This is a genomic window from Bradyrhizobium sp. 134, assembly GCF_023074155.1.
Lineage (GTDB): Bacteria > Pseudomonadota > Alphaproteobacteria > Rhizobiales > Xanthobacteraceae > Bradyrhizobium.
In genome coordinates, this window is sequence record NZ_JADPKX010000086.1 from 74,789 (window position 1) to 97,192 (window position 22,404).

Here is a 22,404-nt window from a genome sequence, read left to right on the forward strand (position 1 = left end):
ATTCATAGGATAGACACCCAAAAGTGGGGACGCGGGGGGCAACAGTGGCCGACTCGAACGTGCCTGAGGAGGAACAGAAAGAGCCGGCATCTGTCGGGTTAATTATTCGCATCCGAGCGCGTTTGACGCCTATCGGCGCGGCGCTAGCTTCGTTTGCGGCGGTGGGTGCGGTGGCCGGCGGCCTCGTTGGATATTGGAATGTCTGGAAAACGGTCCGCGCTGACGTTTTTCCGGAAAGGCAAAAGATACAGAGCGAAGCCAGGGCTCGGCCCGACATCGTTCCTCGCCTATCTCTTGTCGTGCTGCCATTTGCGAACCTCAACAATGATCCGGAGCAGGACTATTTCGCTGACAGTATTGCGACTGACCTGACGACCGATATTGCGCAAATGCCTGGCGCGTTTGTGGTCGGGCGCGGGACAGCCTTTACGTATAAGAACAAACAGGTCGATCTCAAGACGCTCGGCAAAGACCTTGGCATACGCTGGGCCGTACAGGGTGCAGTGCGACGGGCTGGAGATCAGGTCCGCATCAATGTATCGCTCGGCGACACTTCAACTGGCCGCGATGTCTGGTCCGATCGATTTGACGGGGATCGGACGAATCTTCCGGCCTTGCAGGAGCAGGTCACGGCGCGGCTCGCCCGCTCTCTCAACGTCCAACTCGTCGAGGCGGAAAGCCGACGCAGCCAATTGGAGCAGTCAACGAATCCCGATGCCGTGGATTTTACCATGCGCGGCTGGTCTAAGTTATATGAATTTTCGAACAAGGCCACGAACGCGCAGGCAAAGAGCTTGTTCGACAGCGCGCTGCGCCTCGATCCGGAGAACATCGACGCAATGCTCGGGAAAGCTTGGTGCATAAGCCGGGACGTGGTCAACGAATGGTCAACGTCCGTGGTCGAGGACAAAAAAACGGTGACCAAGATAATCGATCAAATTCTTGCAAAACGCCCAGCGACCGCAAACGCGCACATAGTCAAGGGCAACATTTTGATCTACGGAAATCCGGAGGGAGCGCTGCCCGAATTCGACGCGGCTTTGGAAATCGATCCCAATTCACCGGTTGCTTACGCATTAAAGGGGATGGCGCTTATTACGGCGGGACGCGCGCGCGAAGCGTTCCCATTGATTCAGGTCGCTCTGCGACTAAGCCCCAAAGATCCGTTCGCTGGCACTTGGCGCTTCTTCCTCTGCCATGCTCATATGCATGTACACCAATACACCGAAGCCATCGAGGAATGCAGACGCTCGATCAATCTGAACAAATTAAATTGGTTGCCATATTCGGATCTGGTCTCAGCTTATGGAGCCACAGGTCAATTGGAATTAGCCCAGCAAATGCTCGCCGAATTGAATGCAATAAGGCCGGACTTCACGGTCCAGTGGTTCCGTCAAATGGGCCACGCACGTTCGAACAATCCGCAGTATCTCCGTGAGTATGACAACCTCTTCTTAGAGGGCCTGAGGAAGGCTGGCGTTCGCGAGCAATGAGGAAGATATCTGAAAGTTCAGTACGCGAATAAGAACATTTGCGCCGGAATGGTACTTGCTGGGGAAGCGCGTGGCAGCGCTGCCGAAGAGCAAGATCGCCATTGGCGATGTCTCGTCATGGCCCATAGCTGACCTGTCCCGCGCAGCCGATCCATGATCGCTTGTGACCCTTAGCGGACCTCGCGCCGCTTTGGCTCAGGTGCGGACATCAAGTTGTCGTCGGACAATTCCACCGGGGTTGCGCAGCGGCATCGTGTGTTGGCGGGTTGCGCCGCCGCGTCAATGCGTTACCACGATGAAATCCGTGTCTTTTCCCGTCTCCTGGCTAATTCCGTTGTCGGAAACAATCAACGAAGAGGCCGGCGTCAGGAGTTCAGAAATCTTCTCAACCGTATCCTGGGGCATTTCGATACGATTGAGCGCAGCGTTGGCTTTGTCGGGTAACGGTTCCGGCGCGGTTTGCTTCGCGGGCGCTTCTCGCCGTTTCGTGGCAGCTTCGGGCATACGGGGCAATTCCTCTGGAATCGACACGACGCTCCAGCGAATAGCCGTCCCCTCGTTCTGGAATTCCATCGCGGTAAACACGTGCGTTCCCAGCGGCTCCTCCGGATCTTCGATCTTGACCGGGACATCAAACAACGGCGTGAAGCCCTGACGCACGAACAGCTTGCTCAACTTGCGACTGACGAAGATGGAGATCGGGACGATCTTTTTAGGCACGCTTGCAGCGGGAGCCGAGCCCGGCTCCTGGAGACTGGCGGCTTCTGGACTCTCGGCGTTTGACACCACTGATCCCTGCGTTGCCGCGGCTGCACCGATGCTCTTGGTTGCGACGGTGGCACTCTGGAATTCGGACGAACCGGACGCGGCTTTCGGTTGAAAAAGATGCGGATTGGTTATCTCGACCGGCTGGGCATCACCATGCGCAATGATCACGCGCGTGCCGCGCTTCGTGAGATGCCAGAGTCGAACGGCAAAATCATCTTTCAAACGGATGCAGCCGTGTGACGCTGGATGCCCGGGCACGACACCGGCGTGCAACGCTATCCCTGACCAGGTGATGCGTTGCATGTAGGGCATGGGGGCGGCGCTATAAATATTTGAACGGTGCCATCGTTGTTTGCTGATGACGCTGAAGACGCCGAGGGGCGTCGGATGCCCTTCCATTCCCGTGGACACCGAAGAGCGTGCAATCAGCGCCCCGTTGTCAAAAAGCGAGACCCGTTGGTCTGCTATCGAGATGATGATCTGGAGCGGGCCCTTCGGAAGGGGCTCGAGCCGAACGCTCTTCGCCGTTTCAGAGTTTGTCTGCCGATGGTGGTGCTTGTCTTTGTACGGAGCGTATTGGCTTCGCCAGAACGTGTGTTGGGGGCCAAACAGAAATTGAGCGTGTGCGATCCCCGCAGGGAGCATGAAAATGGCGAATACAGCGATTGATATCGCACGCTGCATTGCTGGTAATTCCTTAACGAACATCGCCCGGTCCCATAGGCGCGGTTCCATCGTTTCGAGACGATGCGCGAAGCCGAAGCCTGATGCGTCATTCTGACAGCGCACCAAGCCTCTCCTCCAAATCCGGTCGCAGTGGGTCGAAAATTGGACCGAGCTCACAATTAGCGTGGGAGTTGCCGCTGGAGACGGGCGCGATTGCTTGTGATCGACGCGTTGCAATGGGGCAACACGTTTTAGAAAAATCGACGAGTGGCCGTTTGTGCCATTGCGCGACCCACATTGATCCCAAGAATGAGCCTCTTCGCATGCTTGGCTTTTCTACACGGCTCCGGTGGAGCCTATGGGGGCGACGGCATCATGAACCCGCGGCGACTTACGATAGTGGCGCCGACGTTTTGCGGAACGGTCGTTCTCGCGGGGTGGATCGTTGGCTGGCTGGCCGGCTTCGGTCCGGCCGGCTCCGAGAACGCCCGCGCAGTGACAGTTCAGGACCGCGCAGCATCTCTCGCCGCCACCGCGAGGCTCGCGGATGAACCGCAGGCAATCGCAATGGGCAACACCGGACCCGCGGACGCCGCTGTCGCTAGCGCCGAAGTGGCGACAGCCGCTGAGCCCGCGGCGGGGACGGCCACCGACACGACGGCGGCCTCGGATAAATCGGAATCGATCGTCGTGGCCGCGTTGCCCGGTCCGTCGCAAACGCTGTCGGCCGATTTACCGCCTGCGCAGGACTCGGTGGACTTGGGCCACCACGATGTCGCCCAGCCGGCGCCGACCACGTGCGGTGCATCCGGCGGTGCCTCCAGCACGGGGCCGCGGGATTTCCGGTATCTTATTTGTTATGTCTGGTCCGAACTGCCGCCTGCCGAGAAGCCGGCGGCGATCGTCTTGCGTTCGTTCAAGGACATCCCAGTCGGGACGCCGGTGGAAGAGATCAAGCGCGCGTCCGACGCTTTCGGTCTGGATTTCACTTTCATGAAGGCCGTGGCCAAGGTCGAGTCCGGTTTCGACCCCAAGCAGCGCACCGGGTCGTATATCGGGCTGTTCCAGCTGAGCAAATACGAGTTCAGAAAATTCGGCTCCGGAGACATTCTTAATCCCCGCGATAATGCCGTTGCGGCAGCCTACAAGGTCATCACGGAAGGCATTCTATTCCAGTGGGTGACGCACAGGAAGCCGGACTTGAACGATCTCTACCTGATTCATCAACAGGGCTGGGAAGGCGCCGCGGAGCACCTCAGCCAACCCAATCGCATCGCCTGGAAATCGATGTGCGCCACTGGCGAAGGCAGGGAGAAGGGCGAAAAATGGTGCAGGCGCGCGATCTGGGGCAATACGCTTCCGGCCGTCAAAGAGGCGTGGAAATCCGTGGAGAAGCTGACGTCGGAAGCGTTCGTCGGAATGTGGCGCGAGCGGGTTGCTCATTTCCAATCGAAATACATGGGCACCGCGACCGCCGACGCTGAGCGGGCGCAGGCGCCAGTGAATGTCCGTTGAGTGGTTAGCAGGAGTTGCCGCACCCGCGGGCGAGCGGGGCTTCACCGTCGCCGGTCGCGCGGATGCACTTTACATCGTCAACGACGCGCTCGGGTCGTTCTTGCTGCTAGCGAGGCCATCGATCAGGTGCTGATGTCTGCTTGTGGCCCGAAGGCTAAGTGTCCGGCACGCCGGCAGCTAGGGCCATAGCGGACATCGAGAATACGCGGGCAGATCGACGCGAATGACCCGAAGCGGAGCACCTTGAAAGTGAAGTCAAGTCATGATTCCGGGCATGAAGCATCGGACGCGCGGATGGCCGTCTATGTAATGCCTCCAGACCATTGTACGGCCGAAGCGGTTTGGTTCTGTGACAACCGCACCGTCAGGCACGAGCACCCATTCGCCGTCAAGGAGGACGCGATAACGGCCCCGACTGGACTCCCAATCGGCATCGGACACTATGTATCCGTCGGCATCGGTACAGCACTTTCCAAATTCGCTCTGCAAGCTTTCAAACCAAGACTTCAGCGGAGAGTGGTCGTATCGGCCATCGTCGCGTGCAAGGACCGGCGTCAGTAGCAACGCTGAACCCAGCAACGATGCCGCAAGTTTCGCTGGAAACATCTGTTTGCCTCCGCGATACTCGCCCGCCGATCCGCTGGCTTGGTGCGGCTTAGGCTGGCAACCCGGAAACCAAGTCCGTTGCAACTGCCGCTGACGAGTGACGACAGCTATGATCGCTCGATGCTGTGATGGGACAGTTCATTCCCATCCCCACTGACGTGAGTCCGGAAATTCGAGCGAAGGTTCAAATACGACAACGCTTCAACTAAAGGTCAGTGCAGCTGCTTCTTTGGCCTAGCCTGCCCTTAGCCGACCTCCAGGCTGGCGCCGAGCTTGTCGCTCATGACGGCGTAGCCGACCAAAGCCCTTACAGACTTAAGGAAATGACCCACGGTGCATGAGTCTGAAGGGCATCTGTTGCGGGTCTCTGCAAGCGTGTTCGTCAACAACGATTGCGATCTACGCTGGTCGCCCGCAACGTCTATTCGGCAACTCGCGACAGCTCCGCAAGGAGCTTCAACGCATCATCCAGCACGGCCCGGTCCTGCGTTCGTTCAGCGACCGCATCACGCGTGAATGCGCCATGCGTTCGCGCATTCTGATTTCCCTTCGGCGCGCCTGTTCTCCGTGCGCCGCCGTGCATGCGGCAGCGGACCTTGCCGTGCACGGCCGGCGCGCGGCAGGTGGTGCCGTTTCGCGTTTCGGCGCCACAGCGCGGGCTCGTCCACATCGCACGCGTGTTGCGAATGTGGTCGCCGCTCATGCATTGCTGCCTTGCCTGGATTCGGCGTGTTCGCACGCGCCGGCCTCACGCGGGGGGACCAGTCCTGCGGCTGTCGCAACGTTCGGCTCCGCGACGATCAGGCTCGCGTGTTGCGTCACGTTGCCCACAATCGCCCTGCCGCCATCCTGCACCGACAAATTCCGGACCGTGATCGCACGCTCGCCGTTGTTGCGGTGGCGGCTGAGTGCCTCGATCTGGCTTGCGAAGGTGCGGGCCAGCCGGGTCAGCGCGCGTGTGAGGCTCTCCTGCTGCGGAATGTCGTCGGTGAGGGCGAGGCGGCAGGCGGAGCGCATCGCTGCCGCGTGAACGGACGCCATCTGCACCGCGAGCATGGCCTCGATTGAGTCCTTCGGCGCGATGCTCTTCACCAGCGAGATCATGAAGGCGAGATTGGCTTCATCGGGCTTGCGTCCAGTCATGCTGGCCTTCACCAATTGCTTGAGGAGGCCATGCAGCGCGTCGCGGTCGGCGGCGCCGAGCGCCTCGGCCAGCAGCCGTTCGCCGGCTTGCGGGTCGGCATGGAGGATCGCAATCCCCCGCTTGTAGAGCTTGATCCGCGGGCTTGCGTCGGGGCCGCTGCGATCGTTTGCCGCAACCGGCAGCGTGCTGTGGTGTTTCGCAGATGTCGTCATGTGCTGTGTCCTTTGCTCGCGCGGGCTCATTGCGCGCGAAATCAATCGCTCGCTGCGCGCCTGTGGGATTTTTGAGATGTCGATGAAGGGCTTACGCGCAATCGCCGCGAGCCCCCCGTGGTCGGGCGGCGTGGACGCTGGCGATTGTTGCGATGATGGCATTCTGCCAGTGTTTTGCCCGACGAGTCAAACGGCATTACGAAGCGCGCAATCCTCGTTCGTGCCAATCCGCGTTCGTGCAAGTCCTTGTTCTTGCAGTTGCCGGCTACTGTGCATGGGGTTGTTTTCGCATTTTTTGTTTCGGAGCGGCCCTGACTTGCCGCGCGACGGAATGCCGGCGCGCAAACGCGATTGCGAAATCCGGCGCGCCCGCTCATCATGATCTGCGAATGCGCTGCGTCATGCCAAAGCGGCGCGATGCGTCTGGGGAGAAAACGAATGCAACGAACGCTTCGCCTGCTGGCGATCGTCGCCGGATTGTGCGTGACGACGGAGGCCCTCGCGCAGAAATATCCGGTGCGGCCGGTCAAGATCATGGTCGGCTTCAGCGCGGGCGGCCCGGTCGACGTCGTCGCGCGCATCGTCGCCGATCGATTGAGCAACAAGCTCGGACAAGCCTTCGTGGTCGAGAACCGCGCCGGCGCCAACGGCATGATCGCCGCCGAAGGCGTCGCGCGTGCGGAAGGCGACGGCTACACGATGCTGGCCTGCAACTCCTCCACGATCACGCTCAACAAAACGCTCTTCAAGGACATCCGCTACGATCCGGAAAAGGACTTCGCGCCGCTCACCACCGTCGTGTCGGCGCCGCTCGTGCTGGTGGTCAATCCGGAGAATCCCAAGACGGCCAACATCAACACCGTCGCCGATCTCGTCGCCGCGGCAAAGGCTGCGCCCGGCGCGCTTGCCTACGGCTCGGGCGGCAACGGCAACCTCGCCCATCTCGCCATGGAGTTGCTCAGCCAGAAGGCCGGCGTCAAGATGATCCACGTGCCCTATCGCGGTGGTGCTGCGTCCGAGGTCGGCATCCTCGCGCAGGAGGTCCTGGCGGTGTTCGATCCCTTGTCCGCCGTGCCGCTGGTGAAGGCCGGCAAGCTGCGCGCGCTCGCGGTGTCCTCAGCCGAGCGGCTGCCGGCGCTGCCTGATGTGCCGACCGTCGCTGAAGCCGGCTATCCCGGTTTCGACATCTCGTTCTGGGTCGGCTTCTTCATGCCAAAGGCAACGCCCGCGCCGACCCTCGAGATGCTGCACCGGGAGATCGTCGCCGCCGCCAACGATCCGGTGTTACGGGAGCGGCTGGAGACGCAGGGCGTCGTCAGCGTGCTCAGTCCGGCCGAGTACGCTGCGAAGATCGCCAAGGAGACCAGGGAGCTTGCCGAAGTGGTGGCGGCGGCGAACATCAAGGCGGAGTAGGGCGTCTGGTTGGCGTGATGCCGACCACCTGAGCCAGCCGCTCGAGCAGCGGGCGTTGTCCTGCGTTGATCTTCTCGTGCGCTGCTGCGAGCGTGAACCATTCTGCACGGTCGACCTCAGGGAAGGTCTGGCGCTTGCCGCTGCGCGGCGGCCATTCCATCTCGAAAGTGTTGCTGCGAATGCTGCGCACGTCGAGGTCGAACTCGGCCGCGAACGCGGCGACGACCTTTCCGCCGCGCTGCTTGACCTGGCCAAGCGAAGCCAGCGGCACGGACAGCTCAAGTCCAAGCTCCTCGGCAAACTCCCGTCGCGCGGTGATTTCTGCGTCTTCTTCGTCGGCATACTCCCCCTTCGGGATCGACCAGGCGCCGAGGTCCTTGTTGCGCCAGAACGGCCCGCCGGGATGAACGAGCAGGACCTCGATCTCCCCGCGCTTCCGATAGGCAACGATCCCGGCACTTTTCGATGGCATCGCAGGTTCCGTGCAGGCGGCGCATTCGCTCGGGAAAAAGTGGAACAGACGGTTTTAGCGCAGGTTAATAGCCAACGCTTTAACCGAACAAGGGAGTGACCCATGATCCGCCTGTTGGCAACGACCGCCTTAGGGCTGGTGCTGGCGAACGCCGCCTTTGCGCAATCGCCAAGCAGCAACACCAAGTCTGAGCAGACGCCGCAATCCCAGTCCAATTCCGCAGCTCCGTCCAACACGTCGCCGTCTGGCGCAGCACAAACGCAGCAGTCGCCATCGCAGCCGCAGCAATCATCAACGCCGGGAGCGTCGACACAGAATACCCAGGCGACGACCCCGTCTTCCGGGTCGGCCAATTCCGGCTCCGGGACCAACGCCACCAACAGCGCGGACACGTCCTCCCGGCCGCCCAGCGGTACGGCAAACTCCAACACGGCCGGCAACCAGCCCGCCTCGCAGCAGAGCGCCAACCCGCCGGCGGCAAACTCGAACCAGACACAGGATCGCTCCAATCCTCCGGCGAACACTACCAATCAGGCGCAGCAGGCGCCTGGTTCATCTGGAACCAACCAGGCCCAGCAATCGCCAAACACGCCGAGCAGCAATCAGGCGCAAGACCAGCGGACCGGTGCCAATTCACAGGCCGCCGCCCGCACTGACGTCAACCTCAACAAGCAGCAGGAGACCAAGATCAGCGCGTCCATCTCCCATCTCAACGTGCGGCCGCTGACCAACGTCAACTTCTCGCTCAACGTCGGCACGGTCGTGCCGCGCGATGTCCAGCTGTCGACGCTGCCACCCGACGTCGTCGAGATCGTGCCGCAATATCGCGGCTATAGCTTTGCGCTGGTGAAGGATGAGATCGTGGTGGTCGATCCGGCGACATACAAGATCGTGACGGTGCTGCCGTACTCTGGACAATCCACGGCGACAACGACAACGACAACGACGACGACGCGCGAGCGCAGCGCCAGCAAGTTTTCGGATCGCGACCGTGAAGTGATCCGCAAGCATGCGAACACCCGCACCGAGGGACGGAGCGAACGACAGACCACCGGCAGCACTGCGCGGTCTGAGATTCACGTCGGTGACCGCGTTCCCGAGAGTGTCGAGGTCGAGGAATTCCCGAGCACCGTCTACCGGGACGCGCCCGACCTGCGCGAGTACCGCTACATTCACCGCGATACGCGGACCTATGTCGTCGAGCCCGGCGAACGCCGCATCATCGAGGAGATCGACTAATCCACGGACCATCGGAAGCCGCTCCATCGAGCGGCTTCCCGATTTGCGCATCAGCCTGAAGATCGTTCGCGCGCTGCAAAACGGATGGCGCGGGCCTTCGCGCTCTTTCCTGCCGCGCGCGCGGCGATCATGCTGCGTGCCTTGCCCGGGGTGCTCTTTCGGATCAGGGACGCGAGCCGCTTGCCTGCGCGGCTGGCGGTCAATCGCGCCGCCAGTTGCTCTGCCTTGCGAATGATGGTCGTGACCGAGGGCGTCAGGTTCACCGGAACCCAGGCGACGTCTTTGGTCTTGGACAGGCTGCCGATGCCTTCGCATGGCGCCTCGCGCGGCAGGTCGATCCGGATCGCGAGGGCTTCCGCACGTTCGGTCCAGTCCTCGGCCCTGGTGCCGGTGATGATGCGGACATAGTCGCGTGTCTCACGCGGCAGCTCGCTCTCTTTGGCAAGCCATTTCTGGATTCGGCCGGGACCTGCGTTGTAGGCGGCTGCAGCAAGTCCGAGATTGCCGAAATCGTCGCGCAGCTTGCGCAGGAATTTGGCCGATGCCGGCAGCGCCTTCATCGCATCGAACGGATCATCCAGCCCGACCTCGGCTGCCGTTTCCGGCATGAACTGTGCGACGCCTTGCGCGCCGGCCTGGCTGACCTCGTTGGACTTGAAGCGGCTCTCCTGCCAGATCAAACGCGCGAAGAACGGCACGGGAATGCCGCTGGCTTCGGCAGCGCCACGAAGCGCGTGGCAGAAGCGCTCCGTCGGCGAAACCGGCGCCTGCGCGACGGGCTCGACCACTCGCTGCGGCTCGGGTGTCTCCTCATAGGCCGCACGCGCATTGGCGAGCTCGAGGGCCTGCACGCTTGCGAGGAACAACTCGACCACCGGAACAAGTGGCGCGGCCTGAGTGTTTTGAAGAACGGTGTGATCGAAAGCTGATTTTTGGCGGGACGCCGACGGATCGAAGTCGCACATCAGAATCATGAACGCGGCGCAAGCCGCGACGACAAATCGCATTTGCTGGAGCAACCTCGAACTGTGGGTGAACGGCCAGCGGTGCGCCGGCGATAAGGAGTTATTAACCGAGGGATTGCGGCAAAGCTGCGGTCTCGTCGGTTCCGCCGGTGTTACTACGGTGTTCCCGACGGGAAACTCTCTTCCCCGCGATTTTGCGGGCATGGCGAATTGGGACGAGCGAGATGATGCGGTGGATGCTTGGCGCGGTGATTTCGCTGTCGGTGATCTCTCCGGCGCTTGCGGGCAATCTCGATGCAGCAGCGGTAAACGACGCTGCGCGTCCCGCAAAACAACCTGCTAGCGACAAGCTCAACGCATCGATCGTGAAGCTTCAGATTCTGCTCGACCATGCGCGGTTCTCGCCCGGGGAGATCGACGGCAAGCTCGGCGAGAACGCGCACAAGGCGCTGAAGGCGTTCGCCGAGCAGAACGGCGTTGCATCCGACAAAACGATCGTACCGGAGCTTTGGGACAAGTTGAATGCAGCGAACGAAGGCCCTGTCCTCGTCGAATACAAGATCACGGACGCGGATGTGAAGGGCCCGTTTCTGAAGGAACTGCCCGGCAAGCTCGATGACATGAAGCAGCTGAAGGCGCTGAGCTACACCAGTCCGCTCGAAGGGCTTGCCGAGAAATTCCACATGAGCGGAGACCTGCTTCGGACGCTCAATCCCGGCAAGTCCTTCGACAAGGCTGGAGAGACGATTACCGTTGCGAATGTCTCTGCACGAAGCGAGCTGCCAGCCGTTGCGCGGCTCGAGATCGACAAGAAGAACGGCACGCTGAAAGCATTCGACGGGGGCGGCACCCTGATCGCATTCTATCCCGCGTCAATCGGAAGTCCGGATCGTCCGACGCCGAGCGGTACGCTCAAGGTCACCAGCACTCACGAGAATCCGGTCTATCGCTACAACCCCGACTACAAGTTCAGAAGCGTCAAATCGAAAAAGCCGTTCGATGTTCAGCCGGGCCCGAACAATCCGGTGGGAGCATACTGGATCGGCTTATCCGCGCAGGGTTATGGCATCCACGGAACGGCGGAGCCTGACAGGGTCAGCAAGTCCGCGTCGCATGGCTGCGTCAGGCTGACCAATTGGGACGTGCGCGCGCTGGGCGAGCACGTCAAGCGCGGCATACCGGTGGTCTTCCTGGATGCGCCGACGGACTCCTCGTCCGAGCAGCGGCGGAAGTCCGGCGGCAGGCGCGCCTCGAACTAGTCTTTAGGAAAGTCCTTGCGCATCGCGATCTCGGCGGCATCGCCCGGCGATAGCACGGTCTGGTCGAACGCTGCTTGCGGCGTCGTCATGATATCGTAAAGCGAGATCCCCTTGATCGGCTTGCCCATGAGCTCGCGGACGCAGTCGGCGAGTGTGCCGTTGTAGACGAGATAGGGCGGACCTCGATCCTTCTGCCTCTCGCCTTTCAGCGACGGCCACTTTTTCAGTTCGGCCGGCGCGTCATAGGCGATCGGCGATTTCTCTTTAAACATGCGCTTGGCCCCTGAAGGCGCGGGTCGCCCGGAAGCCTAGGGCGGCCCGGTAAAACGCTTGTTAAAAATCAGCCGGCAACAAAGGCGAGCAGGGTGCCGTTCGCCTGGGCCGGCGGCACGCAGATCGCAGACCCGCTGCGCACGGCTGCCGAACCAAGCGCCTTCTCGGTGGCCGCGAGATCGCCGCTCACGAGCACCAGGGCAGCGCCACCGCGTTCGGAAAGACCCGCGAGCGGCACGCCGGGATAGCGTTTGCCGAGCTGCTCCAGCGTCAAATAGACGAAATCGGCACGATCGCCACCGGAGGCCACGGTCACCGCGCCGTCGGCCTCGGCCTTCGGCTCGCGGTCGATCAGCCGTCCCAGATGCGCGGCTTCCTTCGCGGGCTCGGGCGTCGCGATCAATGTCTGCTTGATCCGCCTGGCCGCATTGGCGTGCTTCATCAGCTCGGGAATCCACACGGTGTCGCGCGTCTTGTGCTGGCAGGCGAAAATGCGCACGCCGCCGGGCGCTTCCGCGGTCGGCCACATGAAGGTGCGGAATTTCGCCGCCGAGACCGTGCCGTCAGGCAGCGTCACGGGCCGTTCGAAATCGGTCGGGCCGATCGGCTCCAGGCCGCGCGCGCGGATCTCCTCCGCGCCGGCGGTGGAATCGATCGCGGTGAAGGCGATGCGCTCGATGCCTTCGCCGCGCTTGTCGAGGAAGGCACGCGCCGGCGCGTTGTGCTCGGTCGCCGCGAGCACGCCGAGCAGCTCCATATAATCCGGGTCGAACATGATGGTGTAGTTGCCGGTGCCCATATGTGCGCTGTGAGTGCCGCGCGGCGAGATGGTGAAGCCGAGCTGCCGGTAGTTCTCGGCGGCTTTGGCGAGGTCCTGAACCATGACCACGGCGTGGTCGATACCGATGACGTTCTTGAGAGCCACTGTTCTTTCCCCGCATGCAAACTGACTGGACCGCCGCTGGCGGCGCAAGTCCTGTCTACGCCGGATAGGCGGTCAAGTCATTTTCAAATCGGCGGGACATGCGGAAAATTCATTCCGCGAAAGGCGATATCGACGCGCGATGGCGTCAGCGCGCCTGCTCGATATAGGCGGCGAGGATGGCGCGCTCCTCGCTGGTCATTTCGGTGATGTTCCCCGGCGGCATCGCATTGGACCAGGCGGCGACGCGGCCGATCAGGCGGATGTTGCGATGGATGTGCTCGGGCGCGTCGAGCAATATGCCCTTCGGCGCCGTCACGATGCCGGCCCAGACCGGCTCGGTCGCGTGGCACATGCTACAGCGGGACATCACGATCTCCTCGACATTGGCAAGCGTCGGCTGCGCCGACAGCGCGCTTGTCTTGACCTCGCGCGGGCCGGCCGCCGAGAGGAAGAGGATCGCGATCACGCCGACGGCTGCGACACCCCACACCCACCACGGCGATCTGCGTCCGGCATGGCCCTCGTTGAAGAAATGACGGATCACGGGACCGAGCGCCAGGATGATGGCGACGATAATCCAGTTGAAGCGGGTGGCATAGAGCAGGGGATAGTGGTTGCTGATCATCAGCACGACGACAGGCAGCGTCAGATAGTTGTTGTGAACCGAGCGCTCCTTGCTTGACTTGCCGAGCTTTGGATCGGGCGCCTGCCCTGCGAGAAGGGCGGCTACGATCTTCTTCTGGTTCGGGATGATCAGCGTGAAGACGTTGGCGACCATGATGGTGCCGATGATCGCCCCGATCTGATTGAAGGCGCCGCGCCCGCTCAGCACATGGGTGAAGGCGTAGGTCAATGCGACCAGGAACAGATAGCCGCCGATGGCGAAGGGCAGCTCGCGCTGCGCGAGCCCGGTACGGCAGGCGCCTTCATAGAGCAGCCACGCCAGCGCGAGGCTGCAGAGGCTGAACAGGCCGGCCTGGAATGGCGTGAGGTCGAGGATCGACCTGTCGACCAGGAACAAATCGGCCTCGAGATAATACACCACCACCATCAGCGCGAAGCCGGACAGCCAGGTGGTGTAGGCCTCCCATTTGAACCAGGTCAGCTCGTCCGGCATCTGGGCGGGCGCGACCAGATATTTCATGATGCGGTAGAAGCCGCCGCCATGGACTTGCCAGGCCTCGCCTTGCACGCCGTCCGGCAGATCGGACCGGGGCCTAAGGCTGAGGTCGAGGGCGATGAAATAGAAGGAACTGCCGATCCAGGCGATCGCGGCGACCACGTGCAGCCAGCGGAGCAGCAGGCTCGCCCATTCCGATATAATGGATCCCCACATGATCACCCCAATAGATGCGACCCCGATGCCGCAGCCTTGATGACCGCAACCGGCGGCCTCGCCCTTACAATGTGTCGCACCGATCAGCCGCATTTTCCAGTACGATGGGCTACGGCTGATGCACATCGTGCGGGCATGAGCTGACGTGGGATTCGGCAGGCATTTGACCTGTCGCAGAACGCTTGCGTGTCGATCGGCGTTGATGCGCCAGACGTGACGGCCAGGAGGAAACGACGTGAGGAACAGGATTTCGTTCGTGGCGATGTCCGCGGGGTGGCTGGTCGCGGTCGCGACCTGCGCACAGGCGGAGCCGGTGCTGCAGGGCAAGCACGCCTACGGCGATTGGCAGGCCGACAAGCCTGGCACGGTCAGGTTGATCCGGCCGCAGGATCTGGTGCGGCCCGGCGCCACGCGGTCGGTTGCGAGCTCGTCGCGCGTGGTGCCGCGTCCGCCGGAGGGGGCGCTTCAGGTCCCGGCCGGCTTCAAGATCGAGCTGTTCGCCGAGGGTCTGCGCGCTCCGCGCATCGTGCGCGTGGCGCCGAACGGCGATGTCTTCGCCGCGGAGACGCGCGCGGGCACCATCCGCGTGTTGCGCGCCGGCGAAGGCGGCAAGGCCGCGACCAACAAGGTCTTCGCTGCCGGACTGCGGCAGCCGTTCGGCATCGCCTTCTTTCCGAACGGCGACAATCCGCAATGGGTCTATGTCGCCAACACCGACAGCGTCGTCCGCTTTCCCTATCAGGCCGGCGATCTCAAGGCGCGTGGCAAGGCGGAGACGATCGTCGCGAGCCTGCCGCATGACGGCGGTCATTCCACCCGCGACGTCGTCTTCACGCCCGACAACAGGCGCATGCTGGTGTCGGTCGGCTCGCTCAGCAACGTCGCCGAGGGCATGGGCACGCCGCCGGGTGGAGTGGAAGCCTGGTCGAAAGCGCAGCCGCTCGGTGCGGCCTGGGCGAGCGAGACCGAGCGCGCCACGGTGCTCGCCTTCACCCCCGAGGGCAAGGAGCGGACGATCTACGCCACCGGCATCCGCAACTGTGTCGGTCTTGCGATCCAGCCGCAGACCGGGCTGCCCTGGTGCTCGACCAACGAGCGCGACGGGCTCGGCGACGATCTCGTGCCTGACTATGTGACGAGCGTGAAGGAGGGCGCGTTCTACGGCTGGCCATGGTTCTATGTCGGCGGCAACGAAGACCCGCGCCACGCCGGCGCGCGGCCGGACCTCAAGGACAAGGTGACGGTGCCCGACGTGCTGGTGCAGCCGCACTCGGCCTCGCTCGGCATGACCTTCTATCAGGGCACGCAGTTTCCGTCCGAGTACCAGGGCGATGCTTTCGCGGCCGAGCACGGCTCCTGGAACCGGTCGAAGCGCACCGGCTACAAGGTGATCCGCATCCGGATGAAGGACGGCAAGCCGACCGGCGAGTACGAGGATTTCGTCACGGGATTCGTGGTGAGCGACACCGAGGTGTGGGGGCGGCCGGTCGGTGTTGCCGTGGCAAAGGATGGGGCGCTGCTGGTGTCGGAGGACGGCAACGGGACGATCTGGCGGGTGACAAGCGTGCCGCGATGAAGGTGTACCCTCGCCCCTTGCGGGAGAGGGTGGCTCGCCGCGCAGCGGCGAGACGGGTGAGGGGTTCTATCGGCGAACTCCTTGTGCGTGTGCGGAGAGAACCCCTCATCCGGCGCTTCGCGCCACCTTCTCCCGCAAGGGGAGAAGGGAAGACGCACTGCGCTTGCGGCGCTCACCCCCGCCTCACACTGGCTCCGCCATCCACCGGCAACGTCACACCCGTGATGAAATTCGCCTCGTCCGAGGCCAGGAACAGCGCGGCATTCGCGACGTCCCACCCCGTTCCCATCTTCCTGCGCAGCGGCACCTTGCTGTCGCGCTCGGCCTCGACTTCGGCGCGGGTCTTGTGCCATTCGCGGGCGCGGGTGTCGACGGCCATCGGTGTGTTCATCAGGCCCGGCAGGATGACGTTGGCGCGGATGCCGTATTCGGCGTTCTGGTAGGCGAGCTGTTCGGTGAACGCGATCATCGCCGACTTCGTCGCCTTGTAGGCGACGTACGGGTAGGTCGTGATCGCCGCCATCGAGGAGATGTTGATGATCGCGCCGCTGTTTTGCGCTCGCATGATCGGGATCACCTCTTTCGCCGCCCAAATGCAGCTCTTCAGATTGATGGCGACGACGCGGTCGAACGCCTCCTCGGTGATTTGCAGCAGCTCGGCGTCGCCGCCGGCCAGGCTTACGCCGACATTGTTGTGCAGCACGTCGATCCGGCCCCAGCGCGCCTGCGCCTCCGCGACCATCGCCTTGATGTCGGCGGATTTTGTGACGTCGGCCCTGAACGCCGCGGCGGAGCCATGCTTCGCGGCGATCATGGCGGCGGTTTCCTGCGCCGATTCCAGATGATGATCGACGCAAAGCACCTTGGCGCCCTCGCGCGCGAAGGTCAGCGCAGTGGCGCGGCCGTTGCCCATGCCTTCGCCGGGACTCTGGCCGGCGCCCACGACGATCGCAACCTTGTCCTTCAAGCGCATGTCAGTTCACTCCCGGGATCGGGTACTGCTGGAGTACCTCTTTGTAATATGGCTCGTTGTCGATCTTCATGGTGGCGAGCACGCGCACCACGCCGCAATAGAAGGCGATGGTCAGCACGAGGTCGACCATGTGCTCGTCCGGGAGATGCTGCTTGATCTCGGCAAAGGTCGCATCCGACATCGCGAGCTCGCGCACCATCTCGCGGGCACCTTTCAGGATCGCCTTGGCCTGTGGCTCGAGCGTCGAGGGCTTGCCCTCGGTCTCCGCCATCAGGCCGGCGATGTCATCGTCGGTGACGCCGAATTCCTTGCCGATTCACGTGGTGAGTGAACTCGTATTCCGATTTCTCCATCCAGCCGACCTGGAGGATCGCAAGCTCGCGCAGGCGCGGGTCGAGCTTGCTCTTGAAGCGGATGTAGCCGCCGATGCCGTTGAAGGCGCGCGCCATCTCCGGCGAATTGACCAGCAGCTTGTGCAGATTGGTGTTGCGCTTGAGCATGTCGCGATATTCGGGCGCGACCTGGTCGGCCTCGAGATAGGGCAGGCGAGCCATCCCTGATATTCCTTTCAGTGTTCTTGTGATTCACGTTCGGGCGCTTGCAGCGTCACCCCGCCGTCCACCACCAGCACCTGACCGGTGATATAGCGCGCAAAATTGCTGAGCAGGAATTTGACCGCATGGCCAACGTCCCAGCCGGTGCCTTCCGTTTTTAGCAAAGACGCCTTGGCCCGCTGGGCGCGCGCCTGTTCGCTCATGCCGCGGCCATAGACCATCGGCGTGTACATCGGCCCGGGGCAGATGCAATTGACGCGGATGTTGTCGCGGCCGTGATCGACCGCCATTGCGCGGGTCAGGCCGATGATCGCGGCTTTCGAGGTCGAATAGGTCGTCAGGCCGCGCGGCCGCAGCGCCGAGATCGAGGAGATGTTGACGATCGCGCCGCCCCGCGCGGTCTTGATCATGGCAGGGATCGCGTGCTTGGAGAGCAGGAACATGCTCTCGACATTGACCTGCATGACGCGGCGATATTGCTCGGGCGCTTCGTCGACCACGCTGCCGCGGCTGCCGATGCCGACATTGTTGTCGAGGAAATCGAGCTGGCCCCAGCGGTCGAGCGCGGCTTCGACCAGCGTCCTGCAATCGCTCTCGCTGGTGACGTCGCCGCCATGCGCCGCGGCCGTGCCGCCTTCGGCTGCGATCATCTCCGCGGTGCGTTCGGCGAGCTTGAGGTCGCGATCGGCCACCAGCACTTTGGCGCCGGCGCGAGCCAGTAGAATTGCGGCGGCGCGGCCGTTGCCGATGCCGTCGCCGGCAGCGCCGCCGCCGCTGACCAGCGCCACCTTGCCGGCGAGACCGGGATCGTCCTCGGGCCCCTGCATGTCGTTTCATCCCGATGATTTTCGTGCACTCTAGCAATCGCCCCGAGCGGAGAGAAGGGCCGGGCTCCCGCTTTCATGTCATTGACATCGCATGGAATTGCATGTCGCCGCACGAGAAGGGCGAACGATCGACCCGCGCCGTTAGGAACCGACCTCACGAGATCGCGTTTGTTGCGGAGCCTTTCCCGCGCTAGGCTCTGTCCCGGGGCTTCCCAACCGCCAGTGGCTTGCCGATGAATCTGCTCGATCCACAAGGGCCTGTGGCTGCGGCCAACAGCACCATCCTGGTCGATTCCGTCTTCATCATGCTCGCGATCGTGGTGCCGACCATCATCGCCATCCTGGCCTTTGCATTCTGGTTTCGCGCCTCGAATCCCAAAGCAAAGTTTCAGCCCGACTTCGTCTATTCCGGGCGGGTGGAGATGGTGGTGTGGGCGATCCCCGCGCTCACCGTGATCCTGCTCGGCGGCGTCGCCTGGATCGGCTCGCACCAGCTCGATCCCGCGGCACCCGTGCCCGGCACCGGCAGCCCGGTTCGCATCCAGGCCGTCTCGCTCGATTGGAAATGGCTCTTCATCTATCCGGACCAGCGCATCGCCACCGTCAATACGCTGACGGTGCCGGCAGGCGCCGAGCTGAATTTCCAGCTGACGTCCTCGAGCGTGATGAACACCTTCTTCATCCCGCAACTCGGCAGCATGATCTACACCATGAACGGCATGGTGACGAAGCTGAACCTGCGCGCCGACAATGAGGGCAAGCTCCAGGGGTTGTCGGCACATTTCTCCGGCGACGGGTTTCCGGACATGATGTTCGACGTCAACGTGGTCTCGCCGCTCGCCTTTCCGGATTGGGTGGCGACCACGGCGAAGAGCGATGCTGTCCTCAATGAGGACAGCTACAAGAAGCTGATGCAGCAAGGCATCGAAAAGGGCAGGCCGACCTACCGGCTGGATGACCCCAGGCTGTTTGATCTGATCGCGACCCAGCACATTCCGCCGGGACCGGGTCCGGAGCTCGCATCCGAGGCCGGTCGGTCGCACAGTGGAGGCCATGATGCTCGGTAAGCTCGATTGGTCGGCCATTCCGTTCGATCAACCCATCCCGCTGATCGCAGGCGCCGTGGTGCTGATTGGGATTCTCGCCGTTCTGGCCTGGGTCGTGGTGAAGGGGCATCTGCCGTATCTCTGGCACGAGTGGATCACCAGCGTCGACCACAAGCGGATCGGCGTGATGTACATCCTGCTGGCCTCGGTGATGCTACTGCGCGGCGGCAGCGACGCCATCATGATGCGGATCCAGCAGGCGGTGGCCTACCAGTCGCAAGGCTATCTGCCGCCGGAGCACTACAATCAGATATTCTCCGCGCACGGCACCATCATGATCTTCTTCGTGGCGATGCCGTTCGTGATCGGACTGATGAATCTCATCGTGCCGCTCCAGCTTGGCGTACGAGATGTCGCTTTCCCGACGCTCAATTCGGTCGGCTTCTGGCTGACCGCGACCGGTGCGCTGCTGGTCAATCTCTCGCTCGTGATCGGCGAGTTCGCCCGGACCGGCTGGCTCGCGTTTCCGCCGCTGTCGGAGCTGTCCTACTCGCCGGGCGTCGGCGTCGATTATTACGCGTGGTCGCTGCAGATCTCCGGCATCGGCACGTTGGTTGCCGGCATCAATCTCGTGACGACGGTGCTGAAGCTGCGCACCAAGGGCATGAACTATCTGCGCATGCCGATGTTCTGCTGGACCACGCTGGCCTCGAACCTCCTGATCGTCGCGGCTTTCCCGATTTTGACCGCCACCCTCGCGATGCTGCTGCTCGACCGCTATCTCGGCTTCCACTTCTTCACCAATGAGGCCGGCGGCAATGTCATGATGTTCATGAATCTGATCTGGGCCTGGGGGCATCCCGAGGTCTACATCCTGGTGCTGCCGGCCTTCGGCATCTTCTCCGAGGTGGTCTCGACCTTCTCCGGCAAGGCGCTGTTTGGCTATCGCTCGATGGTGCTGGCGACCATGGCGATCTGCGTCATCTCCTTCATGGTCTGGCTGCATCACTTCTTCACGATGGGAGCGGGCCCCGACGTCAACGCTATCTTCGGCATTGCCAGCATGATCATCGCGATACCGACCGGGGTGAAGATCTACAACTGGCTGTTCACGATGTATGGCGGCCGCATCCGCTTCGAGACGCCGATGCTGTGGTCGATAGGCTTCATGGTCACCTTCATCATCGGCGGATTGACGGGCGTATTGGTCGCGGTGCCGCCGGCCGATTTCATCCTCCACAACAGCATGTTCCTGGTCGCGCACTTCCACAACGTCATCATCGGCGGCGTGCTGTTCGGAGCCTTCGCCGGCTTTGAGTACTGGTTCCCAAAGGCGTTCGGCTTTCGCCTCAACGACCGCTGGGGCAAGCTCGCGTTCTGGTTCACTTTCCTCGGCTTCTACGTCACCTTCATCCCGCTCTACGTCGCCGGCATGCTCGGCATGACACGGCGCATGCAGCACTATGACGTCGCGGCGTGGCGGCCCTGGATGCTGGTTGCAGCCGTCGGCATGGCCGTGCTGACGATTGGCGTGATCTGCCAGATCGTGCAGCTCGTGGTCAGCATCCGCAACCGCGAAGCCCTGCGCGACCGCACCGGTGATCCCTGGGACGGCCGTTCGCTGGAATGGGCGACGTCGTCGCCGCCGCCGGTTTTCAACTTCGCTTTCAACCCCGATGTGCGCGGCGAGGATGCCTACTGGGATCTGAAGACCCATGCCAAGCAGCAATCCCTCGGTCATGATGCGCCCGAGTATCATGACATCGAGATGCCCAGGAACTCGCCGACCGGGTTCGTCTGCGCGTTCTTCGCCACGGTCATGGGCTTTGCGCTGATCTGGCACATTTGGTGGATGGTGATCTTGGGCGGTATCGGAGCGTTCGCGACCTTCGTCGTGTTCGCCTGGCGCGACCATGACGAATACGTCATTCCGGCCGAGGAGGTCGCGGCGATAGACCGCGTCAACCTCGAGGAGCGGCGTAGCCTCGTCAGCATGGCGGGGACAGTCTGATGTCAATGACCGCGACCGCCGGCCGTGCGCACGCCGATCCCCATCACATCGGGCTCGTCATCGAGCATCCCGGCCCGGCGCCGAAGCGCATCGTGACCGCCTATGGCTTCTGGGTCTTCCTGCTCTCCGACATCGTGATGTTCTCCTGCTTCTTTGCGGCCTATGCGGTGCTGGCCGACCAGACCGCCGGCGGTCCGAGGGGTTCGGAGATATTCGAGCAGCGGAACGTCGCGATCGAGACTGTCTGCCTGCTACTGTCGAGTTTCACGTGCGGCATGGCGAGCATCGCGGCCGATGTGCGCAACCGGTTCTGGTTCTATCTCGGGATGGCGGTGACGTGTTTGCTCGGCCTCATCTTTCTCGTCATTGAGTTTCGCGAATTCGCTGATCTCGTTGCCCGCGGCTATGGCCCATCGCGCAGCGCTTTCCTGACCTCGTTCTTCTCGCTGGTCGGCTGCCACGGCCTCCACGTCTCGGCCGGCATATTGTGGCTTCTCACCATGATGGCCCAGGTCTTCGCAAAGGGTTTTCGTGCCGACGTGCTGCGCCGGATGATGTGCTTCGCGCTGTTCTGGCATGCGCTTGACATCGTCTGGGTCGGAGTCTTCTCCGTTGTCTATTTGCTTGGGAGTGGCGTATGAGCGATCAGACGCATATGCCGGCCGGCCATGACCTTGCGCCGGGCGATGAGGAGCAACACAGTGTCGGCACGCGCATCCTCGGTTACGTGGTCGGTCTTGTTCTGGCGCTGCTGCTGACGGCGACCTCGTTCTTCATCGCCGGCACGGATCTGGTCTGGCAGCCTTCCATTCCCGTCGCGCTGATCGTGCTGGCGATCGCGCAGATGGGCGTGCACCTCGTGTTCTTCCTGCACATCACCACCGGCCCCGATAACACCAACAACGTGCTGGCGCTGGCTTTCGGACTGTTGGTGGTCTTCCTGGTGGTCGGTGGCACTGTCTGGATCATGGCGCATCTGAATGCGAACATGCCGGCCATGGATCAGGTCATGCCGATGCGCCGCTAAGGGCGCACAAAAAAGAAGAGCCGCTTGTTGTGACAAGCGGCCCAAGTCTAGGGAGGAAACGCCCGAGCAAAGCAATCGGGCCGGAGCCGGATTGCCGCCAAGGA

The 22,404-nt window shown here is 62.6% G+C and carries 23 protein-coding genes; 10 read left to right on the forward strand and 13 right to left on the reverse strand.

The genetic code is table 11. The annotated features are described in order from the left end of the window. Positions 1-44: 44 nt before the first annotated feature. Positions 45-1,493: a tetratricopeptide repeat protein gene (locus IVA75_RS35260; RefSeq protein ID WP_247288406.1), complete on the forward strand. Its 1,449-nt coding sequence runs from the start codon at positions 45-47 to the stop codon at positions 1,491-1,493. A 279-nt stretch (positions 1,494-1,772) separates the two neighbouring features. Here the strand turns inward: IVA75_RS35260 and IVA75_RS35265 are convergent, their stop codons facing one another. Next, a complete protein-coding gene (locus IVA75_RS35265) occupies positions 1,773-3,050 on the reverse strand; it encodes a L,D-transpeptidase (protein ID WP_247289085.1) in 1,278 nt (425 codons plus the stop codon). Positions 3,051-3,326: 276 nt separating this feature from the next. On the opposite strand from IVA75_RS35265, the gene IVA75_RS35270 reads away from it, so the two are divergent. Next, positions 3,327-4,442 (forward strand): transglycosylase SLT domain-containing protein, encoded by a 1,116-nt coding sequence (locus IVA75_RS35270; RefSeq protein WP_247288407.1) that lies wholly within the window; start codon positions 3,327-3,329, stop codon positions 4,440-4,442. A 255-nt stretch (positions 4,443-4,697) separates the two neighbouring features. Here the strand turns inward: IVA75_RS35270 and IVA75_RS35275 are convergent, their stop codons facing one another. The 3 genes from IVA75_RS35275 to IVA75_RS35285 form a co-directional block, all read right to left on the reverse strand. Then, on the reverse strand, positions 4,698-5,048 hold the full coding sequence (locus IVA75_RS35275; protein ID WP_247288409.1) for a hypothetical protein: 351 nt from the start codon (positions 5,046-5,048) through the stop codon (positions 4,698-4,700). Positions 5,049-5,469: 421 nt separating this feature from the next. Next, on the reverse strand, positions 5,470-5,751 hold the full coding sequence (locus IVA75_RS35280; protein WP_247288411.1) for an HGGxSTG domain-containing protein: 282 nt from the start codon (positions 5,749-5,751) through the stop codon (positions 5,470-5,472). Further along, a complete protein-coding gene (locus tag IVA75_RS35285; protein WP_247288414.1) occupies positions 5,748-6,404 on the reverse strand; it encodes a hypothetical protein in 657 nt (218 codons plus the stop codon). Before IVA75_RS35285 ends, IVA75_RS35280 begins: the two co-directional genes overlap by 4 nt. 438 nt (positions 6,405-6,842) lie before the next feature. Between IVA75_RS35285 and IVA75_RS35290 the strand changes: the two genes are divergently transcribed. Continuing rightward, positions 6,843-7,817 carry a tripartite tricarboxylate transporter substrate binding protein gene (locus tag IVA75_RS35290; RefSeq protein WP_247288416.1) on the forward strand — a complete coding sequence of 325 codons (975 nt, stop codon included), beginning with the start codon at positions 6,843-6,845 and terminating at the stop codon, positions 7,815-7,817. Here IVA75_RS35290 and IVA75_RS35295 read toward each other — a convergent pair. Then, positions 7,804-8,289, reverse strand: coding sequence for an NUDIX domain-containing protein (locus IVA75_RS35295; protein ID WP_247288418.1), 486 nt, complete (start codon positions 8,287-8,289; stop codon positions 7,804-7,806). The genes IVA75_RS35290 and IVA75_RS35295 overlap by 14 nt on opposite strands. Positions 8,290-8,391: 102 nt before the next feature. Here IVA75_RS35295 and IVA75_RS35300 point away from each other — a divergent pair, with 102 nt between their 5' ends. Beyond that, positions 8,392-9,528, forward strand: coding sequence for a DUF1236 domain-containing protein (locus tag IVA75_RS35300; RefSeq protein ID WP_247288419.1), 1,137 nt, complete (start codon positions 8,392-8,394; stop codon positions 9,526-9,528). Positions 9,529-9,578: 50 nt separating this feature from the next. Here IVA75_RS35300 and IVA75_RS35305 read toward each other — a convergent pair whose 3' ends face one another. Beyond that, positions 9,579-10,535: a lytic transglycosylase domain-containing protein gene (locus IVA75_RS35305; protein ID WP_247288420.1), complete on the reverse strand. Its 957-nt coding sequence runs from the start codon at positions 10,533-10,535 to the stop codon at positions 9,579-9,581. Between the two features lie 182 nt (positions 10,536-10,717). Here IVA75_RS35305 and IVA75_RS35310 point away from each other — a divergent pair, with 182 nt between their 5' ends. After that, positions 10,718-11,752: a L,D-transpeptidase gene (locus IVA75_RS35310; RefSeq protein ID WP_247288421.1), complete on the forward strand. Its 1,035-nt coding sequence runs from the start codon at positions 10,718-10,720 to the stop codon at positions 11,750-11,752. Here IVA75_RS35310 and IVA75_RS35315 read toward each other — a convergent pair. The 3 genes from IVA75_RS35315 to IVA75_RS35325 form a co-directional block, all read right to left on the reverse strand. Further along, positions 11,749-12,024: a hypothetical protein gene (locus IVA75_RS35315; protein ID WP_247288422.1), complete on the reverse strand. Its 276-nt coding sequence runs from the start codon at positions 12,022-12,024 to the stop codon at positions 11,749-11,751. The two genes, IVA75_RS35310 and IVA75_RS35315, sit on opposite strands and share 4 nt — an antisense overlap. Positions 12,025-12,092: 68 nt before the next feature. Beyond that, positions 12,093-12,950, reverse strand: coding sequence for a VOC family protein (locus IVA75_RS35320; RefSeq protein WP_247288423.1), 858 nt, complete (start codon positions 12,948-12,950; stop codon positions 12,093-12,095). Between the two features lie 145 nt (positions 12,951-13,095). After that, the gene (locus tag IVA75_RS35325; RefSeq protein WP_247288424.1) at positions 13,096-14,286 is read right to left on the reverse strand and encodes a urate hydroxylase PuuD; all 1,191 of its coding nucleotides are present in this window, start codon (positions 14,284-14,286) and stop codon (positions 13,096-13,098) included. Between the two features lie 235 nt (positions 14,287-14,521). On the opposite strand from IVA75_RS35325, the gene IVA75_RS35330 reads away from it, so the two are divergent. Beyond that, the gene (locus IVA75_RS35330; RefSeq protein ID WP_247288425.1) at positions 14,522-15,862 is read left to right on the forward strand and encodes a sorbosone dehydrogenase family protein; all 1,341 of its coding nucleotides are present in this window, start codon (positions 14,522-14,524) and stop codon (positions 15,860-15,862) included. Positions 15,863-16,034: 172 nt separating this feature from the next. Here IVA75_RS35330 and IVA75_RS35335 read toward each other — a convergent pair whose 3' ends face one another. The 4 genes from IVA75_RS35335 to IVA75_RS35350 are packed head-to-tail and all read right to left on the reverse strand — an operon-like array spanning position 16,035 to position 18,216. After that, a complete protein-coding gene (locus IVA75_RS35335) occupies positions 16,035-16,835 on the reverse strand; it encodes an SDR family oxidoreductase (RefSeq protein WP_247288427.1) in 801 nt (266 codons plus the stop codon). A gap of 1 nt (position 16,836) precedes the next feature. Next, positions 16,837-17,106, reverse strand: coding sequence for a hypothetical protein (locus IVA75_RS35340; RefSeq protein ID WP_247288428.1), 270 nt, complete (start codon positions 17,104-17,106; stop codon positions 16,837-16,839). A gap of 13 nt (positions 17,107-17,119) precedes the next feature. Continuing rightward, on the reverse strand, positions 17,120-17,389 hold the full coding sequence (locus IVA75_RS35345; RefSeq protein ID WP_247288429.1) for a carboxymuconolactone decarboxylase family protein: 270 nt from the start codon (positions 17,387-17,389) through the stop codon (positions 17,120-17,122). Positions 17,390-17,403: 14 nt separating this feature from the next. Continuing rightward, entirely contained in the window at positions 17,404-18,216 is an 813-nt protein-coding gene (locus IVA75_RS35350; RefSeq protein ID WP_027568764.1) for an SDR family oxidoreductase, read from the reverse strand. A 233-nt stretch (positions 18,217-18,449) separates the two neighbouring features. On the opposite strand from IVA75_RS35350, the gene IVA75_RS35355 reads away from it, so the two are divergent. From IVA75_RS35355 to cyoD, 4 genes are read left to right on the forward strand one after another with little or no spacing between them, the layout of a single operon-like run. Further along, positions 18,450-19,283, forward strand: a complete 834-nt coding sequence (locus IVA75_RS35355; RefSeq protein WP_027568765.1) for a ubiquinol oxidase subunit II — start codon at positions 18,450-18,452, stop codon at positions 19,281-19,283. Further along, positions 19,273-21,273 carry a cytochrome o ubiquinol oxidase subunit I gene (gene cyoB, locus IVA75_RS35360; protein ID WP_247288430.1) on the forward strand — a complete coding sequence of 667 codons (2,001 nt, stop codon included), beginning with the start codon at positions 19,273-19,275 and terminating at the stop codon, positions 21,271-21,273. Before IVA75_RS35355 ends, cyoB begins: the two co-directional genes overlap by 11 nt. After that, complete coding sequence (locus IVA75_RS35365; protein ID WP_247288431.1) at positions 21,273-21,914, forward strand: cytochrome (ubi)quinol oxidase subunit III; 642 nt, start codon at positions 21,273-21,275, stop codon at positions 21,912-21,914. Before cyoB ends, IVA75_RS35365 begins: the two co-directional genes overlap by 1 nt. Beyond that, positions 21,911-22,300: a cytochrome o ubiquinol oxidase subunit IV gene (cyoD, locus tag IVA75_RS35370; RefSeq protein ID WP_247288432.1), complete on the forward strand. Its 390-nt coding sequence runs from the start codon at positions 21,911-21,913 to the stop codon at positions 22,298-22,300. The genes IVA75_RS35365 and cyoD overlap by 4 nt, the downstream gene beginning before the upstream one ends. Positions 22,301-22,404: the final 104 nt, after the last annotated feature.